24 protein-coding genes are annotated in these 25,417 nt (G+C 60.5%); 6 read left to right on the top strand and 18 right to left on the bottom strand.

What is annotated here, in order from left to right:
• Position 1 precedes the first annotated feature (1 nt).
• The 11 genes from DOU54_RS00840 to DOU54_RS00780 form a co-directional block, all read right to left on the bottom strand.
• A complete protein-coding gene (locus DOU54_RS00840) occupies positions 2-307 on the bottom strand; it encodes an urease subunit beta (protein ID WP_004443301.1) in 306 nt (101 codons plus the stop codon).
• A gap of 20 nt (positions 308-327) precedes the next feature.
• Positions 328-585: a DUF1272 domain-containing protein gene (locus DOU54_RS00835; RefSeq protein WP_113381637.1), complete on the bottom strand. Its 258-nt coding sequence runs from the start codon at positions 583-585 to the stop codon at positions 328-330.
• 8 nt (positions 586-593) lie between these two features.
• On the bottom strand, positions 594-896 hold the full coding sequence (locus DOU54_RS00830) for an urease subunit gamma (protein WP_004443305.1): 303 nt from the start codon (positions 894-896) through the stop codon (positions 594-596).
• Positions 897-1,003: 107 nt separating this feature from the next.
• The gene (locus DOU54_RS00825; protein WP_162749647.1) at positions 1,004-1,855 is read right to left on the bottom strand and encodes an urease accessory protein UreD; all 852 of its coding nucleotides are present in this window, start codon (positions 1,853-1,855) and stop codon (positions 1,004-1,006) included.
• Complete coding sequence (locus DOU54_RS00820) at positions 1,762-3,015, bottom strand: CE1 family esterase (protein WP_113381638.1); 1,254 nt, start codon at positions 3,013-3,015, stop codon at positions 1,762-1,764. The genes DOU54_RS00825 and DOU54_RS00820 overlap by 94 nt, the downstream gene beginning before the upstream one ends.
• Positions 3,016-3,268: 253 nt before the next feature.
• Complete coding sequence (urtE, locus tag DOU54_RS00815; protein WP_113381639.1) at positions 3,269-3,964, bottom strand: urea ABC transporter ATP-binding subunit UrtE; 696 nt, start codon at positions 3,962-3,964, stop codon at positions 3,269-3,271.
• Between the two features lie 223 nt (positions 3,965-4,187).
• Entirely contained in the window at positions 4,188-4,949 is a 762-nt protein-coding gene (gene urtD / locus DOU54_RS00805; protein WP_004443315.1) for an urea ABC transporter ATP-binding protein UrtD, read from the bottom strand.
• A 4-nt stretch (positions 4,950-4,953) separates the two neighbouring features.
• Positions 4,954-6,117, bottom strand: a complete 1,164-nt coding sequence (gene urtC, locus DOU54_RS00800; protein WP_035210611.1) for an urea ABC transporter permease subunit UrtC — start codon at positions 6,115-6,117, stop codon at positions 4,954-4,956.
• Complete coding sequence (gene urtB, locus DOU54_RS00795; protein WP_112557341.1) at positions 6,114-7,727, bottom strand: urea ABC transporter permease subunit UrtB; 1,614 nt, start codon at positions 7,725-7,727, stop codon at positions 6,114-6,116. The genes urtC and urtB overlap by 4 nt, the downstream gene beginning before the upstream one ends.
• 283 nt (positions 7,728-8,010) lie before the next feature.
• Entirely contained in the window at positions 8,011-9,300 is a 1,290-nt protein-coding gene (gene urtA, locus DOU54_RS00785) for an urea ABC transporter substrate-binding protein (RefSeq protein WP_004443324.1), read from the bottom strand.
• 331 nt (positions 9,301-9,631) lie between these two features.
• Positions 9,632-9,838, bottom strand: a complete 207-nt coding sequence (locus tag DOU54_RS00780) for a DUF2735 domain-containing protein (RefSeq protein ID WP_162749794.1) — start codon at positions 9,836-9,838, stop codon at positions 9,632-9,634.
• A gap of 480 nt (positions 9,839-10,318) precedes the next feature.
• On the opposite strand from DOU54_RS00780, the gene DOU54_RS00775 reads away from it, so the two are divergent.
• The 5 genes from DOU54_RS00775 to DOU54_RS00755 all read left to right on the top strand — a co-directional run bounded on the left by DOU54_RS00775 (position 10,319) and on the right by DOU54_RS00755 (position 17,563).
• Positions 10,319-11,353: a glutamine synthetase beta-grasp domain-containing protein gene (locus DOU54_RS00775; RefSeq protein ID WP_006700347.1), complete on the top strand. Its 1,035-nt coding sequence runs from the start codon at positions 10,319-10,321 to the stop codon at positions 11,351-11,353.
• Between the two features lie 223 nt (positions 11,354-11,576).
• Positions 11,577-12,347: an SDR family oxidoreductase gene (locus DOU54_RS00770; RefSeq protein WP_035210607.1), complete on the top strand. Its 771-nt coding sequence runs from the start codon at positions 11,577-11,579 to the stop codon at positions 12,345-12,347.
• Positions 12,348-12,378: 31 nt separating this feature from the next.
• Complete coding sequence (locus tag DOU54_RS00765) at positions 12,379-15,774, top strand: hybrid sensor histidine kinase/response regulator (protein ID WP_113730239.1); 3,396 nt, start codon at positions 12,379-12,381, stop codon at positions 15,772-15,774.
• On the top strand, positions 15,771-16,697 hold the full coding sequence (locus tag DOU54_RS00760; RefSeq protein ID WP_004443339.1) for a response regulator transcription factor: 927 nt from the start codon (positions 15,771-15,773) through the stop codon (positions 16,695-16,697). Before DOU54_RS00765 ends, DOU54_RS00760 begins: the two co-directional genes overlap by 4 nt.
• A 278-nt stretch (positions 16,698-16,975) precedes the next feature.
• Complete coding sequence (locus tag DOU54_RS00755; RefSeq protein ID WP_113381561.1) at positions 16,976-17,563, top strand: AAA family ATPase; 588 nt, start codon at positions 16,976-16,978, stop codon at positions 17,561-17,563.
• Here DOU54_RS00755 and DOU54_RS00750 read toward each other — a convergent pair.
• The 7 genes from DOU54_RS00750 to DOU54_RS00720 all read right to left on the bottom strand — a co-directional run bounded on the left by DOU54_RS00750 (position 17,512) and on the right by DOU54_RS00720 (position 24,037).
• Positions 17,512-18,228: a polysaccharide deacetylase family protein gene (locus DOU54_RS00750; protein WP_113381560.1), complete on the bottom strand. Its 717-nt coding sequence runs from the start codon at positions 18,226-18,228 to the stop codon at positions 17,512-17,514. The two genes, DOU54_RS00755 and DOU54_RS00750, sit on opposite strands and share 52 nt — an antisense overlap.
• 125 nt (positions 18,229-18,353) lie before the next feature.
• The gene (locus DOU54_RS00745; protein ID WP_004443345.1) at positions 18,354-19,472 is read right to left on the bottom strand and encodes a branched-chain amino acid ABC transporter substrate-binding protein; all 1,119 of its coding nucleotides are present in this window, start codon (positions 19,470-19,472) and stop codon (positions 18,354-18,356) included.
• 119 nt (positions 19,473-19,591) lie between these two features.
• Positions 19,592-19,945 carry a DUF6867 family protein gene (locus DOU54_RS00740; RefSeq protein ID WP_004443347.1) on the bottom strand — a complete coding sequence of 118 codons (354 nt, stop codon included), beginning with the start codon at positions 19,943-19,945 and terminating at the stop codon, positions 19,592-19,594.
• A gap of 181 nt (positions 19,946-20,126) precedes the next feature.
• Positions 20,127-20,855: an ABC transporter ATP-binding protein gene (locus DOU54_RS00735; protein WP_004443349.1), complete on the bottom strand. Its 729-nt coding sequence runs from the start codon at positions 20,853-20,855 to the stop codon at positions 20,127-20,129.
• Positions 20,855-21,733 (bottom strand): ABC transporter ATP-binding protein, encoded by an 879-nt coding sequence (locus DOU54_RS00730; RefSeq protein WP_034498713.1) that lies wholly within the window; start codon positions 21,731-21,733, stop codon positions 20,855-20,857. The genes DOU54_RS00735 and DOU54_RS00730 overlap by 1 nt, the downstream gene beginning before the upstream one ends.
• Complete coding sequence (gene livM / locus DOU54_RS00725; RefSeq protein WP_373887383.1) at positions 21,733-23,085, bottom strand: high-affinity branched-chain amino acid ABC transporter permease LivM; 1,353 nt, start codon at positions 23,083-23,085, stop codon at positions 21,733-21,735. The genes DOU54_RS00730 and livM overlap by 1 nt, the downstream gene beginning before the upstream one ends.
• 49 nt (positions 23,086-23,134) lie before the next feature.
• The gene (locus DOU54_RS00720; protein ID WP_004443357.1) at positions 23,135-24,037 is read right to left on the bottom strand and encodes a branched-chain amino acid ABC transporter permease; all 903 of its coding nucleotides are present in this window, start codon (positions 24,035-24,037) and stop codon (positions 23,135-23,137) included.
• Between the two features lie 335 nt (positions 24,038-24,372).
• On the opposite strand from DOU54_RS00720, the gene cysQ reads away from it, so the two are divergent.
• Positions 24,373-25,161: a 3'(2'),5'-bisphosphate nucleotidase CysQ gene (gene cysQ, locus DOU54_RS00715; RefSeq protein WP_113381559.1), complete on the top strand. Its 789-nt coding sequence runs from the start codon at positions 24,373-24,375 to the stop codon at positions 25,159-25,161.
• Positions 25,162-25,417: the final 256 nt, after the last annotated feature.

The raw sequence follows: 25,417 nt of genomic DNA, 5'->3' as shown, positions 1-25,417 counted from the left end.
TTCATAACCTCCCCATGACCTGTTGACGGAAACCATAAACCTCCCGCTTGCCGGAAAGCGGCACCAGCGTCACTTCCCGCTTCTGGCCAGGCTCGAAACGCACCGCCGTGCCGGCCGGAATATCGAGACGCATGCCGCGCGCCTTTTCGCGATCGAAAAGGAGACCCGCATTGGTCTCGAAGAAATGGTAGTGGCTGCCCACCTGCACCGGCCGGTCGCCCGAATTGGCCACTTCGATCGTCACGGTCGGCTGGCCGGCATTGAGTTCGATGGTGCCTTCGGCGGCAATGATTTCGCCTGGTTTCATCGGTGTTCCCCTTATCGTTCTTATGCGGCCGTGGCTGCCGCGCAGCCTTCCGCCTTCAGCACCCGTTGTGTGGATGCCGGGTTATTGATGAGCTTTCCCGCCGGGCGGACGGGCCTTCGCACCAGTTCGCCACCGCAATTCGGGCACGCGCCCTTGAGCACGCCGGTCACGCAATCAGCGCAGAAAGTGCATTCGAACGAGCAGATCATCGCGTCCCGGCTGTCGGGCGCTAGATCACGGTCACAGCATTCGCAATTGGGCCGAAGTTCCAGCGCCATACGTGACCTCACCGGATCGGTTCGTGAACGGTCACCAGCTTGGTGCCGTCAGGGAAGGTCGCTTCCACCTGCACATCGTGGATCATCTCGGCAATGCCGTCCATCACCTGATCGCGGGAAATCACATGCGCGCCCGCCTCCATCAGGTCGGCCACGGCGCGGCCATCGCGTGCGCCCTCCACCACGAAATCGGTAATCAGCGCAATCGCTTCGGGATAGTTCAGCTTGACGCCGCGTTCCAGCCGGCGGCGCGCCACCATGGCGGCCATGGAAATCAGCAGCTTGTCTTTTTCTCTTGGGCTAAGGTTCATCGTCGTCCCACGGCTTGGCATCTGCTCCACAAACGAGGTTTGCTGGAGACCAGATCCGACATTTGACAGACCCCGAAGAACGCCTGTCACGAGACGATCCGAGGGGTTTACAGATTCCAGACTTTCGGCACTGGCGCGCCGTTTCGCAAGAGCGAAATGATCGGAAAAAGCAATTTTCTCAAGGAGAAACCATCAGCAGCGGACACGCGCACGACGAGCTTGCCCTGCCACTCGCTGGCACCGCCGCTTTCCCCGGCAATCGCCCGGATTTTAGGCAGAAGCGCCTCGGCCATAGGCCCGATATAAAGCAGCGTGGCAAAGGCAACCTGCCCGGCCAGAACCGCAGGTTTCGCGGTCAGCGCCGCCACCTCGCCCGCAAGCAGAAGTTCTTCGGCATGCACCAGCTTGCCGCCGTGGCGAATGCGCCAGCGGTCGCGGAAAAGCCCGTGCGTCATCGCCTCGCCCATGGCCTGGCGGCCAAGCAGCACGGCTTCGACTGCGATGAATTCTGAGGACTGGTCAAGATCGGCTTCCAGCCTTCGCGTCAGCGACGCCCGGTCGAAGAGGATCGTTTCCTGCGGCAGCCAGTGCAGCTTCGCACCCGGCCCGGCGGAAACATGCGCGGTCACGGTGGCGGTGCCCGACGACGCCTTGTAGACCTTCTCGCAGGCCTGCGTGGTGACCACAAGCGAGGTACCGGCGCCGGCGACTGCCTGCCATTCAAGTTCGTCTCCGCCGGTCAAACCACCGGAGGAATTGATGAGAATGGCTTCTGCTTCGTTCGAGTAGGTTTCCGGCAGGCGGATTTTGGCGCAGCCCTCCTGAAACAATTCGTCCAGCCGGCTGCGCCCTTCAACTGCCTTGGTTACAATGCGTCCTCTGCCACGGGCGCGCTGTTGCCGGACAGGTTGAGCGTCTTCGCAACCGGAAGGGCTGATGGCTTGCTGTTGCTGCTGCACGCGGTCTCCGAAGCGGTTGCGGAAGCGGGATTGGCCTTGGCGACGCAATCCTTCTTGACGACGGCGTCCACGACAAGCTGACCTTCCGTGTTTCGGAAGAAATCCCACATTCTCTCGGCTGCATCAACAGTCCGCGTCACTTCGCCTGTGGGCATCTTGCGCTCCACGGCGGGCTCCGCCTTCGGTGTCTGCTCGCCGCCCGGCTTGCGGGTAACAACGGCGTTTGCGGCCAGAACCTCGGCCTTCATGGTGGCGCGCGGCCAGGCATGGTCCCAGTCGTTGATGACATAGGACTGGATACGAGCGCCTGCCTTGCAGACATCGTAAGAATTGACCGTGAAGCTCTCGCCCACCTTGCTTTTGGCGGCGCCCTTGCAACCGTCCATTTCAGCCCAGCGCTTCAGCGCCGTCTCGCCGCTATATTGCCAGTAGGATTTGCCGCCGCCCTGATAGGGGTTGGCTGGATCCTTCAGCCCGGCAAAGGCGATGATCGACATCGGCCGCGCCGGTGTGCAGCTTGCCACATCCGGTGCCCATTTGCCTTCGGTCTCCAGCGGATAACCCGCGCGCAGCGACGCGACAAAACCGGCGGCATTAAAATCCTTGGCTCCGGTGCAGATGAATTGCGACAGCATGCGCCCGCCGCCAGAATAGCCGGAACCGTAAAAACGTTCCTCATCGACGCAGAACTTGCCCTTCACCATGGCAATCGCTTCATGAATAAAGCTCACCTCGTCCAGCCCGCCGGGGCGTGTTGTAACGCCGGGGACATTCCAGGCATGGGTGCCCGGCAATTCGCCGTTTAAACTGCCCGCCAGCGCGACGACCACAAGACCATCACGCTCAGCAAGCTTGTCCCAGCCGCTGCGGTTCAGCTGGCCGTGCGGGTTGCTGTTGGAGCCGTGGAAATCGAATACGACAGGCAGCGGCTTTTTTCCATCATAGGCGGATGGAACAAAATAGACGCCGTCGCGTTTCTGCCCGTTAGAGAGAATGGAAAAATCATGCCGACCCGGTTCCATGCCGGGGCCAATACCCTGACCGCAGGTCGATGCCGACGCTGCGGCCCCTGCGCCTGAGCTGATTACCAGCCCGAGGAACAGGCTGCGTGCGGAACGAACCAACCGGGAGGCCCGGCCCACTGCAAAGTCTTGAATCATTGACACGCCTTTATTGGCACAGTTTCCCGACGATACGTCGGACGTGCGTGGAATGTAAGGGATCAACTGTCGCGGCGTGCGAATAGACTTTTCCTGTGTCTCGCATGCAGCATTTTCGCTGCCAATATCACAGGCGGTTATTCAATGAAATGCTAAAATTACGCATGAAAGCCATGTCGAGGCGCATAGGCTTTCAAAATATTAATCGCCCGTTTGCACGCCGTGATCGGCGCGCACAGGCTCTGGTCTCGGTTTATACTGTCAGATGCCGCCTCGCTTCCGGCATATCCAGCGTTTCAGCGAGGCCTTGATGCACGATCTCGCCGCGATCCATGATGTAGACGTAATCGGCAAGCTCACGGCAGAAATCCAGATATTGCTCGACCAGCAAAATCGCCATGCCGGTGGAATCGCGCAGATATTTGATGGCCCGGCCGATATCCTTGATGATCGACGGCTGGATGCCCTCGGTCGGTTCGTCGAGAACGAGGATTTTCGGCCGCGTGACCAGCGCCCGGCCGATGGCAAGCTGCTGCTGCTGCCCGCCGGAGAGATCGCCGCCGCGGCGTGACAGCATGGTCTGCAGCACGGGAAACAGGCTGAAAATATCATCCGGGATGAACCGCTCCTTGCGCGACAGCGGCGCATAACCGCTCTCCAGATTTTCCCGCACGCTGAGCAGCGGAAAAATCTCGCGCCCCTGCGGCACGTAACCGACGCCGCGTTTTGCCCGCTGGTAAGGTGCCAGCCCGTCAAGCGCCGCATCACCGAAACGGATCGTGCCGGCGCTGGTGGCCTGCTGGCCGGTCACGGCCCGCAGCAGCGAACTTTTGCCGACGCCGTTGCGGCCGAGAACGCAGGTGATCTTGCCCATCTCGGCCTTCAGCGACACGCCGCGGAGCGCCTGCGCTGCGCCGTAGTGGAGGTTGATGTTGTCGACTGTCAGCATGGTGAAACTCCAATGACGGTATGGTGGGCGGCGCTACCCCCCTCTGCCCTGCCGGGCATCTCCCCCTCAAGGGGGGAGATCAGATGCTGCACCCACCCACTCCATCGAGAGGGAGCGATCAGGCGCAGTGTAAGCCACTTGCCGATCTCCCCCCTTGAGGGGGAGATGCCCGGCAGGGCAGGGGGGGGTACGGTCACGGCAAACGCAAACGCAAACACCACCATCACCGCCCCAGATAATTCTCGATCACCTTCGGATCGCTCGACACGAAGTCGATCGACCCCTCAGCCAGCACCGAGCCTTCGGCAAGGCACGTCACCTTCACCCCCAGCTCGCGGATGAAACCCATATCGTGCTCAACCACCACCACCGAACGCGTCTTGGCGATTTCCTTCAGGAGCACCGCGGTTTCAGCCGTCTCGGCGTCCGTCATGCCCGCCACCGGCTCGTCCACCAAGAGAAGCTTCGGCTCCTGTGCGAGCAGCATGCCAATTTCCAGCCACTGCTTCTGCCCATGCGAGAGATTGGCGGCGAGATCGCCGCGGCGGTGGCCAAGCCGCACGGTGGCGAGGATTTCCTCGATGCGCGCCTTGTCTTCTTCCGTCAGCCGGTAGAACAGGGTTGCGAACACGCCGCGCTTGCGGTTCAGCGCCAGTTCCAGATTGTCCCACACGGTATGGCTTTCAAACACCGTCGGTTTCTGGAATTTCCGGCCAATGCCAAGCTGGGCGATGTCGGCCTCATCCTTCTTGGTGAGGTCGATACTGTCTTCAAAGAGAACCGTGCCCGTGTCCGGTCGCGTCTTGCCGGTGATGATGTCCATCATCGTCGTTTTGCCAGCACCATTCGGGCCGATGATGGCGCGAAGCTCGCCCGGCTCCACCACGAAGGAGAGGGAATTCAGCGCCCTGAACCCATCGAAGGAAACGGAAACGCCATCGAGATAAAGCAGGCTTTTCGCTCTGTTTTCAGAAACCGTGTTCATGGGCTTACTCCGCCGCCTGTTGCGCAACCGCGCTGTCGTTGCCAGCCTCACGCGCCGCGCTTGCAACCCGCTTTTCCCGCCGTCCGGCCAGATAATGCTGCACGGTACCGACGATGCCCTTGGGGAAGAACAGCGTGACAGCGATGAAGAGACCGCCGAGCGCAAACAGCCAGAATTCCGGGAACGCGCCAGTGAAATAGCTCTTGCCGCCATTGACCAGCACCGCGCCGATGATCGGCCCGACCAGCGTGCCGCGCCCGCCGACAGCCGTCCACACCACCACTTCGATGGAGTTGGCAGGCGAAAATTCGCCGGGATTGATGATGCCCACCTGCGGCACGAACAGGGCACCGGCAATCCCCGCCATCATCGCCGAAACGACGAAGGTAAAGAGCTTGATGTTTTCCACCCTAAAACCGAGAAAGCGCACCCGGCTTTCGGCATCCCGCACACCCACCAGCACCTTGCCGAACTTGGAATTGACGATGCCCGACGCGATCAAAAGCGAGAGCGCCAGCATCACGGCCGTCATGGCAAACAGCACGGCGCGGGTGCCATCCGCCTGCACGGAATACCCAAGAATATCCTTGAAATCGGTGAGGCCATTATTGCCGCCGAAACCCATGTCGTTGCGGAAGAAGGCAAGCAGCAGCGCATAGGTCATCGCCTGGGTAATGATCGAGAGATAAACGCCATTGACGCGCGAGCGGAAAGCGAACCAGCCGAAGACGAAGGCGAGCAGCCCCGGCACGACGAGCACCATCAGCGCCGCAAACCAGAACATGTCGAAGCCGTGCCAGAACCACGGCAATTCCTTCCAGTTGAGGAACACCATGAAATCAGGCAGCACCGGATGGCCATAGACCCCGCGCGTGCCGATCTGCCGCATCAGATACATGCCCATGGCATAACCGCCGAGCGCAAAGAAGGCGGCGTGGCCAAGCGAGAGAATGCCGCAATAACCCCAGACCAGATCAAGCGCGAGCGCCAGCAGCGCATAGGCCAGATATTTGCCGAGCATCGACATGATATAGGTCGGGATGCGGAACGCGCTGTCGGCTGGCAGCAGCAGGTTGGAGGCGGGAACCAGCACGGCGATGGCAAGGATGATGCCGATGGCGATGGAAATGCGGCGATCGAGCGCGCGCAGGAGGAAGCCGGTAATCATGCTTCGATCGCCCTTCCCTTGAGTGCGAAGAGACCGCGCGGCCGCTTCTGGATGAACAGGATGATAAGAACGAGCACGAGGATCTTGCCGAGCACGGCGCCCACCGTCGGCTCAAGAAACTTGTTGAGCACGCCGAGCGACAGGGCGCCTACCAGCGTTCCCCAGAGATTGCCGACCCCGCCGAACACCACCACCATGAAACTGTCGATGATGTAGCTCTGGCCGAGATTGGGAGAGACATTGTCGATCTGCGACAGCGCGACGCCCGCAAGCCCGGCGACACCGGAACCGAGCGCGAAGGTGAAGGCATCCACCCAAGGCGTGCGAATGCCCATGGAAGACGCCATGCGGCGGTTCTGGGTCACGGCGCGCATCTGCAGGCCGAAGGCGGAGCGCTTCAGGAGAACCAGCAACGCGAAGAAGACGGAGAGCGAGAAACAGACGATCCACACCCGGTTCCAGGTGAAATTGAGATAACCGACGCTGAAGGAGCCGGACATCCAGCTCGGGCTGCCGACCTCCCGATTGGTGGGGCCGAAGATGGAGCGCACGCCCTGTTGCAGGATCAGCGAGATGCCCCAGGTGGCGAGCAACGTTTCCAGAGGTCGTCCATAGAGATAGCGGATGACACCGCGTTCCATGACGAGGCCGACGCAGGCCGTGACCAGAAAGGCGGCCGGCAGGGCAATCGCCAGCGACCAGTCGAACAGGCCGGGCAAATGACTGCGGATCAACTCCTGCACCATGAAGGTGGAATAGGCACCGATCATCACCATTTCACCATGCGCCATGTTGATGATGCCCATGACGCCGAAGGTGATGGCAAGGCCGATGGCGGCGAGCAGCAGCACGGAACCAAGTGACAGGCCGTACCAGACATTCTGCGCGTAATCCCAGAAGGCAAGGGAACTCTCGATGCTGGAAATCGCCTCGTCCACATCCGGTTTCAGGCTCGGATCGACCGATGGCGTCGCCGCCATCAGAATGCTGATCGCATCGCGCCCGCCAAGGGCCTTGATGGTGGCGATCGCTTCTTTCTTCACCTCAAGGGGGCGGCCGGAGGAGAGCAGCGAGACGGCCCGCGCCTCCTCCATCCGGGTCCGCACCTCCTTATCGGTTTCCTTGGCGATGGCCGCTTCCAGCAATTCGAGATTTTCAGCGCTTGGCGCTTTCAGGACGGCGTCAGCCGCCGCAAGCCGCACGGATTTTTCCGGGCTGAGCAACGTCAGCCCGCCCATCGCGGCGCGGATGACGCGGCGAAGATTATTGTTCACCCTGATCTTGGTAACGGTCGCCTTCGGCGCCGAGCCGGCGCTTTCACCCGTCAGCGGGTCGATCAGCGTGAAATCGGAACCGGCAGGCTTGGTCATGAAGACGAGATTGTCTGACTTGCGCACGTAGAGATCACCCGCCGCAAAAGCCTCCAGCGCCGGCACAACGCGCGCATCTCCGGTGGCGGCAATCTGCCCGATCAGCACTTCGGCCTGCTTGAAATCAGCCGTGCCGAGCTGGTCGATCAGCGCCTTTGGGTCGCTCTGCGCGAGGGACTGGGCGGCGATCCCCATGGTGAGCCAGAGGAAGATGGCTCCGAGAAAAGATCGGATCGTCATTTCGGGTTCCTTGGAGCGGTTTGCGACTCTGCGGTTGCGTGTGGCACGACCTGAATATGCGGCTTCACCCCCCTCTGCCCTGCCGGGCATCTCCCCCTCAAGGGGGGAGATCGACCCGTGGCGAGGTCCCGGCCATCTCGACGTTCGAGGATGAAATGGCGGGAGAGCCTCTTGCCGATCTCCCCCCTTGAGGGGGAGATGTCCGGCAGGACAGAGGGGGGTAATTCTGGCTCAGTTTGTAAACAGTCCGCCCCTCCAAAGAGAGGCGGCGATCGTTTCCCTATCAGCTACCCTTACCGCCGCACTTGCCGGTCGCCACGTTGAAGTTGCCGCAAGACATCGGCTTCCTCCAATCCGAGATCAGATCCTTCGAGTCCGGCAGGTAATCCGACCATTCGTCACCCACCACCTGCGGTGTCTGCTGCACGATTTCGAACTGGCCGTCAGCCTGGATTTCACCGATCAGCACCGGCTTGGTGATGTGGTGGTTCGGCATGACGGTGGAGTAACCGCCAGAGAGGTTCGGCACGGAAACGCCGATGATCGAGTCGAGAACCTTGTCTGTATCGGTCGTGCCGGCGGATTCCACGGCCTTAACCCAGGCGTTGAAACCGATATAGGCGGCTTCCATCGGGTCGTTGGTCACGCGCTTGTCGTTCTTGGTGAAGGCGTGCCAGGTCTTGATGAACTCGGCATTGACTGGCGCATCAACGGACTGGAAGTAGTTCCAGGCGGCAAGGTGACCGACCAGCGGCGCGGTATCGAGACCGGCAAGCTCTTCTTCGCCCACGGAGAAGGCGACGACCGGAATGTCTTCGGCCTTGATGCCCTGGTTGGCCAGTTCCTTGTAGAAGGGCACGTTGGCGTCACCATTGATGGTGGAGACAACGGCGGTCTTCTTGCCGGCCGAGCCGAATTTCTTGATATCGGACACGATCGTCTGCCAGTCGGAATGACCGAACGGCGTGTAGTTGATCATGATGTCCTCTTCCTTGACGCCCTTCGACATCAGGTAGGCCTTCAGGATCTTGTTGGTGGTCTGCGGATAGACATAGTCCGTGCCGGCCAGAACCCAGCGCTCGACGCCCTCGGTATTGGCAAGGTAATCCACGGCCGGAATGGCCTGCTGGTTGGGGGCGGCACCCGTGTAGAAGATATTGCGCGAGGATTCTTCACCCTCATACTGAACCGGATAGAACAGGATCGAGTTCAGCTCTTCGAACACAGGCAGAACGGATTTGCGCGAGGAGGACGTCCAGCAGCCGAAAACGGCGGCGACCTTGTCCTGCGAAATCAGCTGGCGGGCCTTTTCGGCGAAAAGCGGCCAGTCGGAGGCTGGATCGACCACGACGGCTTCGAGCTTCTTGCCGAGAACGCCACCCTTTTTGTTCTGCTCATCGATGAGCATCAGCATGGCGTCTTTCAGCGTGGTTTCTGAAATGGCCATCGTACCGGAAAGAGAATGCAGCACGCCGACCTTAATCGTGTCATCGGCAGCGAAGGCGCCGTGGAAGGCGGTGGTGGACAGGATTGCGCCAAGCAGCGCGGCACTGAGCGTCTTGCGGAACATCATCGGAAGGACCCCTCTCCTTGTTGGCCTCTCGTGGAGGCTCAGCGGCATCTTCGGCCGCTGCTGGAGGGACTATCGATCTCGTCAGCGCGAAACCGTATACGTCAATTGACGTAGGCGGGGTGGCGAAAGGTGCAGGGGACGGGACTACCGGACAGACCGGCCTGTGTAGATCGTTAGGTCTCGGCTTGTTTCTTCTCCCCGCCGGAGAGAAGTCCGCGGCAGCGGGATGAGGAGGCAAGGGTCGAGATATTCGGAGAGCTTGCCCCCTCATCCGACCCTTCGGGCAACCTTCTCCCCGGCGGGGAGAAGAAAGGCGCGGCAACGTTTCACGTCAAGAATGCGGCTTGCGGTCGCTCTCTTCGCCCCGGATCGCCTCGTCATGATACCAGGAGCCGAAATCCACATGCGGCTCTCTCGCCTCGCGTTCGAGGTCGCTCAAGCCATTGGTGCGGAACTTGGAGACTCCAGCGCGCCCTCCAACAGGGAATTGGTAGATCGTTGCCGTCTCACGATGAAAGCCAGTCGCCATTTCGGTCATCTCACTCTGTTTGCATCGAAGCACTTGGTCATGGAGTCAAACCCGTGAAAGCCGGATTCGCTCCCTTTGATTAAAAAAAAATCACGTTGCGGAAAATATAGGCATAGACAGTGGTTTCGACAAGAAAAACCATTCCGAAAGCGCTGGTTTTTAGGGCAAATGCCAATCCTCGCGCGCAATTGAGTTTCCCGCATCGCAGCATCGCATGGGACTGCCGGGCGCCGGCTATCTATCAGGATTCAATGATGAAACTTGAGGGGTGATTTACCCTGCTGCGTCGCAACAGAAGCCCCTTTGCAGGAAATCCAGAGGCCCTGCGCCAACGGCCCCTGAAAGATTTTTCGAAAAAATTGCCGGATATCGCGAATCTGGCACGCGGCATGCATCTAAGGGGTCAGCCCTTGAACGCGAATGCGCTTCCGGTGGTGAAAGCCGCGGGAGGCCTCAAGGCTTCGCATTGTTACCTATGAGAGGTTCGTAATGACTAAGTTCAAACTCGAGTACATCTGGCTGGACGGATACAAGCCGGTCCCCAACCTGCGCGGCAAGACCCAGATCAAGGAATTCGATGAATTTCCGACACTCGAGCAGCTGCCGCTTTGGGGCTTTGACGGCTCCTCCACGCAGCAGGCCGAAGGCCACTCCTCCGATTGCGTGCTGAAGCCCGTCGCGATCTACCCGGATCCGGCCCGCTCCAACGGCGCGCTCGTCATGTGCGAAGTCATGATGCCCGATGGCGTCACCCCGCATCCGTCGAACAGCCGCGCAACCATCCTCGACGACGAAGATGCATGGTTCGGCTTCGAGCAGGAATATTTCTTCTACCAGGACGGCCGCCCGCTCGGCTTCCCGGAACAGGGCTACCCGGCTCCGCAGGGTCCTTACTACACGGGCGTCGGCTTCAAGAACGTCGGTTCGGTTGCCCGCGAAATCGTTGAAGAGCACCTTGATCTCTGCCTCGAAGCCGGCATCAACCACGAAGGCATCAACGCCGAAGTGGCCAAGGGCCAGTGGGAATTCCAGATTTTCGGCAAGGGCTCCAAGCGCGCCGCCGACCAGATCTGGATCGCTCGTTACCTGCTGCTGCGTCTTTGCGAACAGTATGGCATCGACGTCGAATTCCATTGCAAGCCGCTCGGCGACACCGACTGGAACGGTTCGGGCATGCACTGCAACTTCTCCACCAAGTACATGCGTGAAGTTGGCGGCAAGGAATATTTCGAAGCCCTCATGGCCGCTTTTGCCAAAAACTGGAAAGAGCACATCGACGTATACGGTCCGGACAACCATCTGCGCCTGACCGGCAAGCACGAAACCGCTCCGTGGAACAAGTTCTCCTACGGCGTGGCAGACCGTGGCGCGTCGATCCGCGTTCCGCACTCTTTCGTCAACAACGGTTACAAGGGTTACCTTGAAGACCGTCGTCCGAACTCGCAGGGCTGCCCCTACCAGATCGCTTCCGTCGTTCTGAAGACGATCGCGGAAGTGCCGCTCGCAAAGTCGGCTGCTGCCTGATATCGAACTGATGGCGTCGCCCGAACCGGGCGACGCCATTTTTCTGTCCACCGAACGGCCAGGCGGACAGGTGACCTTTCGCCCGTCGCCACATGCGGCATAGTCATCCCGGCGCAGGCATCTGCGTGGTTTTGAGCGATGGCATCGCCGCTTCCTTGACCCGGACAGGGTTCGCCCCGGTGCCTCAAAGCAGGCCATGTGCTTTCGAGCAGAAAGGTGAACGATGGGCATTCTCGACAAATTTTCCCTCAAGAACCGCACCGCCATCATCACCGGCAGCGGCCGCGGCCTCGGTTTTGAAATCGCCAAAGCCTTTGCCGAAGCGGGCGCCCATGTCTGGCTGACCGGCCGCAATGCCGAGACGTTGCAACAGGCGGTCGACACGTTGCGCGAAGCGGGCGGAAAGGCGGATTATGCCGCCTTCGATATTGCCGATACCAGAGCCGGGGCGGCGCTGGTCCACCGCATCATGAGCGAATTGGGCCACCTCGATATTCTCGTCAACAATGTCGGCGCGCGCGACCGCCGCCCGCTGTCCGAGTTCAGCGACGAGGACGTGCTGGAATTGATCCGCACAGACCTCACCTCCTCCATTTCCCTGTCGCGCGATGCGGCGGAAGCCATGGCGGCAAAGACCTATGGCCGCATCATCACCATTACCTCCATTCTTGGCCACATCGTGCGGCCGGGCGATGCGATCTATCCCGTCGCCAAACAGGGGCTGACGGGCCTGATGCGGGCCATCGCCGTGGAATATGGCGCGCGTGGCATCACCAGCAACGCCATTGCGCCGGGCATGTTTGCCACCGAAACCAACGCCGCCCTTGCCGAAAATCCTGAAATGGTCGCCTTTGCCAAGCTGCGCGTACCGCTGGAGCGCTGGGGCAAGCCGGATGAAATCGCCGGTGCGGCCCTGTTTCTGGCCAGCGACGCGGCCTCCTTCGTCAACGGCCATGTGCTGACGGTGGATGGCGGCATGTCGGTGCGGCTGTGAAAGGCCGCGGGCGGAAAGGCGCTCAATAGGCATGGCGGCACGGCAACGCATCATCCCCGTCAGGCGCGAATATAACCGCTGGGTCGCCAACCAGACGCTGGAAGATTATGCGCTGCGTTTCACCGCCAAGAGCGCCCGGCAATTTTCCTCCAACCGCATTTCCCACACCGCCATCGGCGCGATATCGTTCCTCGCCCTTGAGGCCATCGGCGGGGCCATCACGCTTTCCTACGGCACCACCAACGCTTTTTACGCCATCCTTGTCGCCGCCGTGGCCATGCTCGCCGTCGGCCTGCCGATCAGCCGTTATGCCATCCGCCACGGCGTCGATATCGATCTGCTGACACGCGGCGCAAGCTTCGGTTACATCGGCTCCACCATTACCTCGCTGATTTACGCCGCCTTCACCTTCATGCTCTTTGCCATCGAGGCGTCGATCATGTCCGGCGCGCTGGAACTGGCGCTCGGCATTCCGCTCTGGATCGGCTACATCATCTCCGCCGTCATGGTCATTCCGCTCGTCACCCATGGCGTGCGGCTTATCAGCCGTTTCCAGATCATCACCCAGCCCTTCTGGATCGTCCTCAACATCCTGCCCTTCATCTTCATCGCCTTGATGGACTGGGAGAAATACGATCTCTGGCGCGCCTTTGCCGGCATTCACCATGCGTCCGGCCCGCCCGGCACCGTCGCGGATTTCAATCTCGTGGAATTCGGCGCAGCCTCGGCCGTCATTCTGGCTTTGATGTCGCAAATCGGCGAACAGGTCGATTTCCTGCGCTTTCTGCCGGCCGAAGGCCAGAGTAGGCTTCGCCACCGCATAGCCGTCTTTCTCGCTGGTGCCGGTTGGGTCGTCGTGGGTGTGCCGAAGCTGCTGGCCGGTTCATTCCTTGTCGTGCTGACCTTCAGCTCCGGCGTCTCGGTGGATCGCGCCGCCGATCCGGCGCAAATGTATCTCACCGCCTTCGGTTATATGATCCCAAACCAGACGGCGGCTATGCTGCTGATGGTCGCTTTCGTGGTCGTCTCGCAGCTGAAGATCAACGTCATGAACGCCTATGCGGGTTCGCTCGCCTGGTCGAATTTCTTCTCGCGGCTTACCCACAGCCACCCCGGTCGCGTCGTCTGGCTGGTGTTCAATGTGGCGATTGCGCTGCTGTTGATGGAACTCGGCATCTACAGGCTGCTCGAAGAAACACTCGGCATCTTCTCGATCATCGCCATGGCGTGGCTCTGCACCATCTCGGCCGATCTCTTCATCAACAAGCCGCTCGGCCTTGCCCCGCCCGGCATCGAGTTCAAGCGCGCCCATCTCTACGACATTAATCCCGTCGGCGTCGGCTCCATGACGCTTTCGGCCACCATTGCGCTGATGGCGCATTTCGGCACCTTCGGTCCGCTCGCAGCTTCGCTTGCGCCCTATCTCACCCTCATCGTCGCCTTCATCGCCTCGCCGCTGATTGCCTGGGGCACCAAGGGCAAATTCTACCTTGCCCGCAAGCCGCGCCAGCAATGGCGCGAAGAAAGCAGCATCACCTGCTCCATCTGCGAGCACCCTTTCGAGCCTGAGGACATGGCCTGGTGCCCGGCCTATGCCGCGCCGATCTGTTCGCTCTGCTGCTCGCTGGACAGCCGCTGCCATGACATGTGCAAACCCAAGGCGAAGCTGAACTATCAGGTCGCCACCGTCGCCAAGACCTTCCTGCCGAGACAGCTGGTGGCAAAACTCGCCACCCGCCTCGGACGTTACGGCATGGCGGCGGCGATTGCCGTCACCACAATCGGCGGCATTCTCGCCATGATCGCGCATCAGGTCGGCACGGCCTCGCCGGAAACGGCAGATGTGGTGAACCGCACCATCCTCATCGTGTTTTTCGTCTTCGCCGTCATTGCCGGCATCGTCTGCTGGTTCCTCGTCCTTGCCCATGACAGCCGGGTGGTGGCGGAAGAGGAATCCTCCCGCCAGAACACGCTGCTCTTGAAGGAAATCGCCGCCCACAAGAAGACAGATGCAGCCCTTCAGGACGCCAAGGAAACGGCTGAGGCCGCCAACCGCGCCAAGAGCCGTTATGTCGTGGGCCTCAGTCACGAATTGCGCACACCGCTGAATGCCGTTCTCGGCTATGCCCAGATCCTCGAGCGCGACGAGACCATTCCCCCTCCCCGGCAATCGGCGATCAAGGTCATCCGCCGCTCGGCAGACCACCTCTCGGGTCTGATCGATGGGCTTCTCGATATTTCCAAGATCGAGGCGGGCCGCCTGCAGGTCTATTCCAACGAGATCAACATTCAGGATTTCCTCGACCAGATCGTCGATATGTTCCGCCCGCAGGCGCAGGCCAAGGGGCTGGAATTCCGCCACGACCGCTCGCCGGCTCTGCCGCAATATGTGCGAACCGATGAAAAGCGGCTGCGCCAGATCCTCGTGAACCTGCTTTCCAACGCCATCAAGTTCACCGATCATGGCGCCGTCACATTCGATGTCGGTTATCGCAGCCAGGTGGCGAGCTTCACCGTGTCCGATACCGGCCGCGGCATTGCGGAAAAGGACCTCGCCCGCATCTACGAACCCTTTCAGCGTGGCGAGGCCGAGAGCGTGCGGCCGATGCCAGGGCTTGGCCTCGGTCTGACGATTACAAGGCTTCTGACCAATACGCTCGGCGGCGAAATTTCCGTCTCCAGCGAAAAGGACAAAGGCTCAACCTTCCGCGTGCGCCTCATGCTATCCGCCGTCCACCGGCCAAACACGACGCCAGCGCCGGAAAAGACCATCCGCTCCTATTCCGGTCCACGCCGCACCATCGTCGTGGTCGATGACAACGAGGATCATCGCGAGCTGATGCGGCAGGTGCTTTCGCCGCTCGATTTCGTCGTGCTGACGGCGCAATCCGGCCCCGAATGCCTCACCCTTATCGAAGGGGTGAAGCCCGATCTTTTCCTCATCGATATTTCCATGCCCGGCATGACCGGCTGGCAGCTGGTGACGAAACTGCGCGAGGCGGGTCAGACGGCCCCGCTCATCATGCTCTCAGCCAATATAGGGGACGGCACTGTCGCGGGCGCCGGCGATGACAATCACAACGACGCCATCGCCAAGCCGGTCGATATCCGCCACCTCTGCGACAGGCTCGCCGTGCATCTCGGGCTGAAATGGATTTACGATACCGACCTGCCGCCCGCGCCGGAGCCGCAGCCGCCAGCCGAGATCGTCCATCCGGGAGCCATCCACATCCAGGATTTGCAGCGGCTGGGCGAAATAGGCTACATACGCGGCATCGAAGCGAAACTCGCCGATCTTGCCCGCAACACGGAAAACCTGCCCTTCACGCAGGAGCTCGGCGCCTATGTGCAGGCTTTCGATCTGGCCGGTTACGCGCATTTTCTCAAGCGGTTCGAAGACAGTGACAGGGGAGACCTCAAGGCATGAGCGCTCAGGCGGCGGCCCCGAGAGACATCGTATTGCTGGTGGATGACAGCCCGGAAGCGCTCGGTTTCCTCACCGATGCGCTGGAACAGTCCGGCTTTTCCGCCCTCATCGCCACATCGGGACAGGCCGCGCTCAACATTGCAGAACGCATTACGCCCGATATCATCCTGCTCGACGCCGTCATGCCCACCATGGACGGTTTCGAAACCTGCCGCCGCCTGAAGGCCAATGCGGCGGTAGCGCAGGTGCCCGTCATTTTCATGACGGGACTGACCGAGACCGAACATGTGGTGCGGGCGCTGGACTCCGGTGGCGTCGATTATCTGACCAAGCCGATCAATATCGATGAGCTGCGCGCCCGCATACGCGTGCATCTTTCCAATGCCCGTTCCGCGCAAAGCGCCCGCGTGGCGCTTGACGCCGCCGGCCGACATCTGCTTGCCGTGCGCGCCAATGGAGCCATCCACTGGTCAACACCCCAGGCAACACGGCTTGTCAACGCTGCGACCGGCCGGGATGATGGCATGGAAATCGTCGTCAGCCATATCGGCCGCTGGCTTGGCGAAAGGGCGGCGTCGGAAACCGGTCGCGATGCACCGCTGACGATCACCCAGGCCGGACGCCCGGCCTTGCAGCTCTCCTTCCTCGGCGCGATGGGCCCGGATGAGCATCTGTTTCGCCTGACCGCCGCCAACGAAAAGTCGGATGACCACCTTCTGAAAGAGCATTTCGCGCTGACGACGCGGGAGTCGGAAGTGCTTTTGTGGATCGCCAAGGGCAAGTCCAACCGCGATATCGGCGATATTCTCGGCCTGTCCGCCCGGACGGTGAACAAGCATCTCGAACAGATCTACGTGAAGCTCGGCGTGGAGAACCGCGCCTCTGCCGCGGTCAAGGCGGCGCATATTCTGCATCAGGGGTGACGACTCGCCAAATTATGGTAGGCTCTTCCGACACATTCTCGCTCAAATACGCAAATTCTGCTTGTTGAACGAGCGGTAACCCCTTGTTTCTTCTCCCCGCCGGGGAGAAGTCCGCGGCAGCGGGATGAGGGGGCAAGGGTAGCGATAAGACCGAGAGCTTGCCCCCTCATCCGGCCCTTCGGGCCACCTTCTCCCCGGCGGGGAGAAGAAACGCGCGGTACCCCCTTCCAAAAAATCACCACCCCCTACCCTGAACCCCAACACAGGAACGCACCCCCATGAACCGTTTCATCATCCTCTCCGGTTGCTCCGGCGGCGGAAAATCCACACTTCTCGCCGAGCTCGCCCGGCGCGGTTTCGCCACCGTGGAGGAACCCGGCCGCCGCATCGTCATCGAAGAAACCCGCAACGGTGGCGCCGCCCTGCCATGGATAGACCTCGAAGCCTTCGCGCGTCGCGCCATTTCTGTGGCGCTTGAAGACCGTCAGAAAGCACCAGAGCACGGCACCGTCTTCTTCGATCGCGGCCTGATCGACGCCGCCTCGGCTCTACGCGAGGTCAGCGGTGACCCCGTCATCGAAACGCTGCAACGCGAACATCGCTATAACAGGCTGGTCTTCCTTACCCCGCCCTGGCCGGAAATCTATCGGGCAGACACGGAGCGTCGGCATGATTTTGCCGCGGCCGTGGCCGAATACGACCGTCTCGTCAGGGATTATCAAGCCCTTGACTATGAGACCGTCGTCCTTCCGAAATCAGGCGTCGAAGAGCGTGCTGACTTCATTTTGGAGCGGCTGGATGGGGCGCAGCTGTCTCAGCGATTTTCCAGCAGCTGCGACACGGTCACGAACTCGAACCCGCGCTGACGCAGTCCATCGATGATCAGCGGCAAGGCCTGCCGTGAAGCCACGCGGCTGCGATACATGACATGCATGATGATGATCGAGCCGTTTTTCGTGTGCTCGATAACGTGCTTCGCAATAGCCGCTGCATCCTCGGCGATATCTGGATAGGATTCCGGCTCAACATCCCACATGATTGTTTTCCGGTCATGCCGGTATAGATACCATGGCAAGCCGAGCAGCTTCTTGCCATAGGGCGGGCGGAACATGATCTCACCTTTATGACCCGCAGTCCGAATGGCCGCATCGGTGCGCTCGATCTCGTCCCTGATCCGCGCGGACCCCATCAAGGCCATGTTGGAATGCGTATAGCTGTGGTTTCCAACCTGATGGCCATCGCTGACGATCATGCGGGCCTGCGGCAGGTTTTCTTCAGTTTCCTTGCCCGTCAGGAAAAAGGTCGCTTTGATCCCGTGTTCCCTCAGGATCGCCAGGACCTCAGGCGTGAAACGCACCGAGGGCCCGTCGTCAAACGTCAGGGCCACCATCGGCTTCGGCGTCTCGACCCTCGGAATGATATCCCCGAACAATTGCGTCGTCCGGGATTTGCTGAAGAGATGAACGCCACCGAGCACAACCGCCAGCATGGCAAGACCAAGGATTGGAGACACCATCCGTTTCATCGCCATTGCCACCCCTCATTGCAGTTTTCGGGAGGTTTTGTCTCTCGCCTTATTGTCTCCAGTGTGGCTCCTGTCGCGCAAAAGAAAAGCCCGGCAGCGATGCCGGGCTTCGATAGGGGGCCGCAAAAGGCTTAGCTGCCCTGCTGGATGTAGGTGAACTTGCCGTCCGGACCCTTTTTCCACTCGTACATGACATAGCCAGGAAGCTTCGGGTCACCCTTCTCGTCGAAGGAGATCTCGCCGAGCGCCGTCGGGAAGCTACCCTTCTTCAGCGCTTCGGCAACCTTTTCAGGCTCCACGGAACCGGCTGCCTTGGCAGCGCCGGCGATCGCCTGCAGGGCTGCATAGGAGTAGAGCGTATAGGCTTCCGGGTTGAAACCGGCGGCCTTGAACTTCTCTACCAGTTCCTTGTTTTCAGGGCGCAGTGTCGGATCAGGACCGAAGGTGTTGAGCGTGCCTTCGACGGCGTCGCCGGCGATGGAAGCCAGTTCGTTCGATACGATACCGTCGCCCGAGACGAGCTTGGCCTTCAGGCCCTGGTCAGCCGCCTGGCGGATGATGAGGCCGGCTTCGGTGTGCAGGCCGCCCCAGTAGATGATGGAAACGCCGGCTTCCTTCATCTTGGAGATCAGCGCCGAGAAGTCCTTGTCGCCGACATTCACGCCTTCGTACATGGCTTCCTTCACGCCGGCGGCATTGGCTGCCTTCTTGGTTTCATCGGCAAGGCCCTGACCGTAAGGCGTCTTGTCGTGAATGATGGCGATCTTGGCGTCCTTGAAATGATCGGCAAGATACTTGCCGGCGATGCCGCCCTGCTGGTCGTCACGGCCGCAGGTGCGGAACGTGTTCCACAGACCGCGCTCGGTGAACACGGGGTTGGTCGCGGCAGGCGTGATTTCGAGAATGCCGTTTTCGGCGTAAACTTCGGACGCCGGAATGGAAACGCCGGAGTTGAAGTGACCGACAACGAATTTCACGCCGTCAGCGACGAATTTATTGGCGACCGAAATACCCTGCTTGGGGTCGGATACGTCGTCGCCCAGCACGATCTTGATCTGCTCGCCATTAATGCCGCCGGCGGCATTGATGTCTTTCGCAGCCTGTTCGGCACCCTTCTGGATCTGAGCGCCGAAAGCAGCGTTCGGGCCGGTCAGCGGTGCGCCGACGGCGATCACGACATCGGCCCAGGCCGAACCGCCAAACGCGACCATGGCGGTCAGCGCGACAGCGGAAAGAAGAGACTTCTTCATTACTTTACTCCCAGTTCCTTTGGATGGGTTGTTTGCGAGGACCTGTTCAGTACCCACCTTAACCGAACAGGAAACGTTCCACTCTGCCGAGTATTAGTGACCCCGGAAAATACCGGCTGTCAATTTTTCTTTTTATAGGAAAATGCCGACGTGCGGTCGTAGAGCCAATAGTAATTATTGACCATCTGGCTCGTCCGGCGCATGCGGAAACCGATGCTGGAAAAAACCAGAAGAAGAACGACGTCAAACACGTAGTAGAAGCCGTTGATGAACGGCCCATCGAACAGCGCGTGATGCAAAAACCGCATCACCACGCCGAGCGCGAGCGTGTAGATCACCACCCGCGTATAACCACCCCAGCCGTCGGCAACGGATTTGCCGGTGCGCCAAGCCGTCCAGAAACCCAGAAGAACAACCAACGCGCGCAGAACATACCGCACGCCGTTATCCGTCTCGAAAAAAAGGCCCTGCATCTCTTTCCCCATCAGTGCCGGGCTGAATACCCAGGCCCTGCCTTGTCTGTCGTCCCGTCGTTTGCCGCCGGGCATTTTATTGTTTACGCCCCGCCATGGATCCTTCAGGTTTTGACCAAAAGGATGACGGACCGCCGTTTGCAGTCTTGCGCCGCAAAATTTCCGGCGCAAGTAAAATCTTTCAGTGCCGTCCGCCTTCGAGATAGGCGGCGCGTACCTGCGGATCGGCGAGCAGTTCCTTGCCCGAACCGCTCATCGTCACCTTGCCGTTGACCATCACATAAGCGCGGTCGGAAAGCTTGAGCGCGGCGAAGGCGTTCTGCTCCACGAGGAAGACGGTCAGACCCTCTTCCTGATTGAGTTTCTTGATCGCCTCGAAAATGCCCTTGACGATCAGCGGAGCGAGACCCAGCGAAGGCTCGTCCAGCAGCAGGAGCTTCGGACGCGCCATCAGCGCGCGGCCGATGGAGAGCATCTGCTGCTCGCCGCCGGAAAGCGTGCCGCCGCGCTGGCTCTGACGCTCCTTCAGGCGCGGAAACATCACGAAGATCTTCTCGACGTCTTCCTTGAAATATTTCAGGTTATCGAGATTGGCGCCCATCTGCAGGTTTTCCAGCACTGTCATGCGCGGGAAAATCCGGCGGCCTTCCGGTGATTGGGCGATGCGCTTGCGGGCGATCAGATGGGTCGGCAGCTGGGTAATGTCCTCGCCATCGAAGATCACCTGGCCGGCGCGCGCCTGCGGGCTGCCGCAGATGGTCATCATCAGCGTCGACTTGCCAGCGCCATTGGCGCCGATCAGGCTGACGATTTCGCCCCTCTTGACTTCGACATCGACACCGGCCAGAGCCCGGATATTGCCATAATAGGTTTCGACACCCTGGACTTTCAGAAGCGGTTCACCGGACATCAGGCCGCTCCTCCGTCGAGTTCTTCCGCAATCACGTCTTCCACTTCATCATCCTCGACACCCAGATAGGCGGCGATGACCTTCGGGTCGTTCTTCACATGGTCCGGCGTGCCGTCGGAAATCTTCTGACCGTATTCCAGAACCACCACGTGGTCGGAAATCTGCATCACCACGGACATGTCGTGCTCGATGAGGAGCAGCGACGTACCCTCGTCGCGGATGCCGCGCAGCAGCGTGTTGAGCGCCAGGGATTCCTTCGGATTGAGACCGGCGGCCGGCTCATCGAGGCACAGCAGTTCCGGCCCCGTGCACATGGCGCGGGCGATTTCCAGGCGGCGCTGCGCGCCATAGGGCAGATCGCCCGCCGGATCGTCGGCGCGATCGATCAGATCGGCCTTTTCCAGCCAGTATTTGGCTTTTTCGATAGAGGCATCCACCGCCCGCCGGTATGCGGGCAGGCCGAGAAGGCCGAGGATCGTGTAACCCGAGGCCTTCATCAGCGCATTGTGCTGCGCCACCAGCAGGTTTTCCAGAACGGTCAGGCCCGAAAACAGGCGGATGTTCTGGAAGGTGCGCGCCACCTTTGCCTTCTTGGTGATTTCGAAATCCGGCAGGCGCTCGAGTAGATGCGTCTCGCCATCCTGCTGGCGCATGGTGATCATGCCCATGGTGGGCTTGTAGAAGCCGGTGATGCAGTTGAAGACCGTGGTCTTGCCCGCACCGTTCGGGCCGATCAAGGCCGTGATCTCGCCGCGCTTCGCCTCGAAGGAGAAGTCGTTGATGGCCATAAGGCCGCCAAAGCGCATCGAGAGATGTTCGACCTTGAGGATCGTGTCGCCAGTGGTATTGGGTGTCATTGTTGTTGTTCCGGAAGCCATCAACCGTGACCTTCCTTGGTAAAGCTGCCGGAGACGGCCTTGCGTTCTTTAAGGAAAGCCGTGGGTTCACGCGAGCCGACGAAACCGCGCGGCTTGAACAGCATGACGATGACCATGGCAAGCCCGAACAGCAGCATACGATAGAGTTCCGGCGTGAAATCGGGCCCGAAGACATGCTTCAGGAACTCCATTTCGCGCAGAAGCTCGGTGCCGCCGACCATGACGAGCGCCGCAATGGCAATGCCGGTCAGCGAGCCCATGCCGCCGAGAACGACGATGGCGAGAATGACGGCGGATTCGAGGAACACGAAGCTTTCCGGCGAAACGAACCCCTGACGGGCGGCGAAGAAGGAGCCGGCAAAACCGCCGAACATTGCGCCCGTGGCAAAAGCGGTGAGCTTGGTGATGACCGTATCGATGCCGAGCGAACGGCAGGCGATCTCGTCCTCACGCAGCGCTTCCCACGCCCGGCCGATGGGCATGCGGCGCAGGCGGATGGTGACATAGGCCGTCAGCATGCACAGCAGCAGGATCACGTAGAACAGGAAGATCTTGTAATAGGCTGAGGACATCGACAGGCCGAACGCCTTGGCGAAATTGTTCGGCGCGCCGACATCGAACGACCAGATGCCGAAGATCGACGCCTTGGCGATGCCGGAAATACCGAAAGTGCCCTTGGTCACATCCGTCCAGTTGAGCAGCACGAGACGGATGATTTCACCGAAGGCGAGCGTGACGATTGCCAGATAGTCGCCGCGCAGGCGCAGCACCGGAAAGCCGAGGATGATGCCCCAGAAGCCTGCCAGAATGCCGGCAACGGGCAGCAGCACCCAAAACGAGAGGCCGAACTGGCTGGAGAGCAGCGCATAAGAATAGGCGCCCACCGCATAAAAGGCGACGTAGCCGAGATCGAGCAGGCCGGCGAGGCCGACGACGATGTTCAACCCCCAGGCCAGCATCACATAGATCAGGATCTGGATGCCGAAATTGTCGACGAATTTCAGTGAGCCCTGGAAACCGAAGAGCTGCACCGCGATAACGGGATAAAGCAGCAGCAGAACCAGCGCCAGCTTCAGAAAGTGCTTGTGGAAAAAGCCCTTTTCCTCGGAAATCTCCAAAACGCCGCTCTTGGCCTTGGCCAGCTTGCGACGATCCAGCGACGGCTTGATAAAGCCGACCATAAGGAAGCGGCCGATGGCGGCAACGGCGACGAAGATCGCCAGAAGGCCCCAGCGCGTGCCCCAGATCAGCTGGTTGTTGATGTCCTGATAGGTGACGATGCCGACATAAAGAATGAACATGCCGAACGAGATGACGCCCGCAATCAGGCCCTCCTTCACGGCTGTCGCCATCAGGCTGGGGCCGGAAGAGGTGTTTTCGGAAGCGATATTGGCCATGGGATCACACCTTCTCGACTTCCGGGCGACCGAGGATGCCGGTCGGCTTGAAGATCAGCACGAAAGCCAGGATGCCAAAAGCCGCGACATCCTTGTAGGCGATGGAGAAATAGGCCGACCACAGCGATTCGATCAGGCCGATCAGGAGGCCGCCGAGAACAGCGCCCGGCAGCGAGCCGATGCCGCCCAGAACGGCTGCGGTAAATGCCTTGACGCCGGGAATGAAGCCGTCGCTGAAAGAGGCAACACCATAATACATCAGATACATGGTGCCGGCGACCGCGGCGAGTGCTGCACCCATGATGAAGGTGATGGAGATGGTCTTGTCGACATCAACGCCGAGCAGCGCCGCCATCTTGCGATCCTGTTCGGTGGCGCGCTGCGCCCGGCCGAGCGGGGTCTTGTTGACGATATACCAGAAGGCGAAGAGCAGCACCGAGGTGACGACCATGATGATCAGCTGCTTCAGCGACACGGTGATGGCGCCGAAATGATAGCTTTCGGTCACCAGCGACGGGATCGGCTTGTTGCGTGGACCCTGCGTGACCTGAATGAAGTTGGACAGCGCGATCGACATGCCGATGGCAGTGATCAGCGGCGCAAGACGGAAGGAGCCTCTGAGCGGGCGGTAGGCGACGCGTTCGATCACCCAGTTCCACAGGCCGGTCATCAGCATGGCGACAACCATCATCAGAAGCAGAAGAAGCGCCACCGGAATGCCGGCGACAAAGGATGTCACGATCAGGAAAACGATCAGCGCGGCGAAGCCGCCGAGCATGAAAATATCGCCATGGGCGAAGTTGATCATGCCGATGATGCCGTAAACCATCGTATAGCCGATAGCGATGAGGCCGTAGATCGATCCAAGAGTCAGCCCGTTTATGAGCTGCTGGATAAAATACTCCATGTCTTTCCCCCGGGCACGACCTCAAATGGGCCACGCCTCGTTATGTTAATTATAGGGGCGCCCTTGCAGGCAGACCCCCACCCTCAAAATGCATATCGTGTTCGTTAAAAATGTGAAGTCAAAAACGGGCGATCCTGCACAAAATTTGGAATTTCCACACCAGCTGCCGCTTTCACGATCAGAAGAGCCATGATTTTGGCAGGAAGTGCTGAAAAAATGACGGTCGAATGCTTATTTTAGCATTGTCCAACGCCATTATTTGACGGGCAGCGGGCAAAGGAGTAGCGAAGATCGGAACGGCGATATCCCGCAGACGGGATTCAATTGGCAAAGAGATGATCGACATATTGACGAAAGCGGCGCTGGACGCCGGGCAGGCCATCATGGCGGTCCACCGTGCCGGCCCGCATGTGTCGTACAAGGATGACTGCTCGCCGGTGACGGAAGCCGATCAGCGTGCCGAAGCGATCATTCTTGCGGCCCTGGCCGCCCATTTTTCCGATATACCGGTGGTTGCCGAAGAGGCCGTGTCGAGTGGCATCCTGCCGGAAACCGGAGCGGAGTTCTTTCTCGTCGATCCGCTGGATGGAACCAAGGAGTTCATTTCCGGCAAGGATGATTTCACCGTCAACATCGCGCTCATCCGCAACGGCGCTCCGGTGGCCGGTGTGGTTTACGCCCCCTGTCGCGGACAGGCGTGGACCGGCGAGGGCAACGCCGCCGAAAAACTCGCCATATCGGCCGAAGGCGTCATCCTGTCGCGCCACCCCATCCGGGCCCGCCAGCGCGGCGCTTCCCCCGTGGCGCTGATCAGCCGCTCGCACTGCACCGCACGAACGGAAGCCTTCGTGGCCGAACATGGACTGAAGGACTGTATTTCTGTCGGCTCGTCGCTGAAATTCTGCATGCTGGCGGAGGGTGCCGCCGATATCTACCCGCGCTTCAGCCGCACCATGATGTGGGACACGGCGGCGGGCGACGCCGTGCTGCGCGCCGCCGGCGGCCGGACGCTGGACTGCTCGGGCCTTCCGCTAACCTATGCGGTGAAGGGCGATGGCGAGGATGCGCTGGCCAATCCGGATTTCATTGCCGAAGGGGCGATGGCGGTGGAACACGCGGAGTAACGGGCGCTCGGCGTTTGCTGCGGCTCTTGCGACGGGCGGCATTGGTGAGCTTCGGTGTGTGCGGCTTTACCCCCCTCTGCCCTGCCGGGCATCTCCCCCTCAAGGGGGGAGATCGACTCGCGGATAGGTCTCCCCCCATCTCAACGTTTGCGAATGAAGTGGCGGTAGCGCTTCCTGCCGATCTCCCCCCTTGAGGGGGAGATGCCCGGCAGGGCAGAGGGGGTAAAGCCACACACACCAAGGCCCCCCAAAAAAT

Origin of the sequence: Agrobacterium sp. MS2, assembly GCF_003261015.1 — a bacterium.
GTDB classification, from domain to species: domain Bacteria; phylum Pseudomonadota; class Alphaproteobacteria; order Rhizobiales; family Rhizobiaceae; genus Agrobacterium; species Agrobacterium pusense.
This window is presented reverse-complemented; position numbering and strand designations above follow the sequence as displayed.

Coding starts and splice junctions, on each gene's coding strand:
- DOU54_RS00840 (WP_004443301.1), bottom strand. CDS start 307: ATGAAACCAGGCGAAATCATTGCCGCCGAAGGCACCATCGAACTCAAT.
- DOU54_RS00835 (WP_113381637.1), bottom strand. CDS start 585: ATGGCGCTGGAACTTCGGCCCAATTGCGAATGCTGTGACCGTGATCTA.
- DOU54_RS00830 (WP_004443305.1), bottom strand. CDS start 896: ATGAACCTTAGCCCAAGAGAAAAAGACAAGCTGCTGATTTCCATGGCC.
- DOU54_RS00820 (WP_113381638.1), bottom strand. CDS start 3,015: ATGATTCAAGACTTTGCAGTGGGCCGGGCCTCCCGGTTGGTTCGTTCC.
- urtE (WP_113381639.1), bottom strand. CDS start 3,964: ATGCTGACAGTCGACAACATCAACCTCCACTACGGCGCAGCGCAGGCG.
- urtD (WP_004443315.1), bottom strand. CDS start 4,949: ATGAACACGGTTTCTGAAAACAGAGCGAAAAGCCTGCTTTATCTCGAT.
- urtC (WP_035210611.1), bottom strand. CDS start 6,117: ATGATTACCGGCTTCCTCCTGCGCGCGCTCGATCGCCGCATTTCCATC.
- urtB (WP_112557341.1), bottom strand. CDS start 7,727: ATGACGATCCGATCTTTTCTCGGAGCCATCTTCCTCTGGCTCACCATG.
- urtA (WP_004443324.1), bottom strand. CDS start 9,300: ATGATGTTCCGCAAGACGCTCAGTGCCGCGCTGCTTGGCGCAATCCTG.
- DOU54_RS00780 (WP_162749794.1), bottom strand. CDS start 9,838: ATGACCGAAATGGCGACTGGCTTTCATCGTGAGACGGCAACGATCTAC.
- DOU54_RS00775 (WP_006700347.1), top strand. CDS start 10,319: ATGACTAAGTTCAAACTCGAGTACATCTGGCTGGACGGATACAAGCCG.
- DOU54_RS00770 (WP_035210607.1), top strand. CDS start 11,577: ATGGGCATTCTCGACAAATTTTCCCTCAAGAACCGCACCGCCATCATC.
- DOU54_RS00765 (WP_113730239.1), top strand. CDS start 12,379: ATGGCGGCACGGCAACGCATCATCCCCGTCAGGCGCGAATATAACCGC.
- DOU54_RS00760 (WP_004443339.1), top strand. CDS start 15,771: ATGAGCGCTCAGGCGGCGGCCCCGAGAGACATCGTATTGCTGGTGGAT.
- DOU54_RS00755 (WP_113381561.1), top strand. CDS start 16,976: ATGAACCGTTTCATCATCCTCTCCGGTTGCTCCGGCGGCGGAAAATCC.
- DOU54_RS00750 (WP_113381560.1), bottom strand. CDS start 18,228: ATGGCGATGAAACGGATGGTGTCTCCAATCCTTGGTCTTGCCATGCTG.
- DOU54_RS00745 (WP_004443345.1), bottom strand. CDS start 19,472: ATGAAGAAGTCTCTTCTTTCCGCTGTCGCGCTGACCGCCATGGTCGCG.
- DOU54_RS00740 (WP_004443347.1), bottom strand. CDS start 19,945: ATGCAGGGCCTTTTTTTCGAGACGGATAACGGCGTGCGGTATGTTCTG.
- DOU54_RS00735 (WP_004443349.1), bottom strand. CDS start 20,855: ATGTCCGGTGAACCGCTTCTGAAAGTCCAGGGTGTCGAAACCTATTAT.
- DOU54_RS00730 (WP_034498713.1), bottom strand. CDS start 21,733: ATGGCTTCCGGAACAACAACAATGACACCCAATACCACTGGCGACACG.
- livM (WP_373887383.1), bottom strand. CDS start 23,085: ATGGCGACAGCCGTGAAGGAGGGCCTGATTGCGGGCGTCATCTCGTTC.
- DOU54_RS00720 (WP_004443357.1), bottom strand. CDS start 24,037: ATGGAGTATTTTATCCAGCAGCTCATAAACGGGCTGACTCTTGGATCG.
- cysQ (WP_113381559.1), top strand. CDS start 24,373: ATGATCGACATATTGACGAAAGCGGCGCTGGACGCCGGGCAGGCCATC.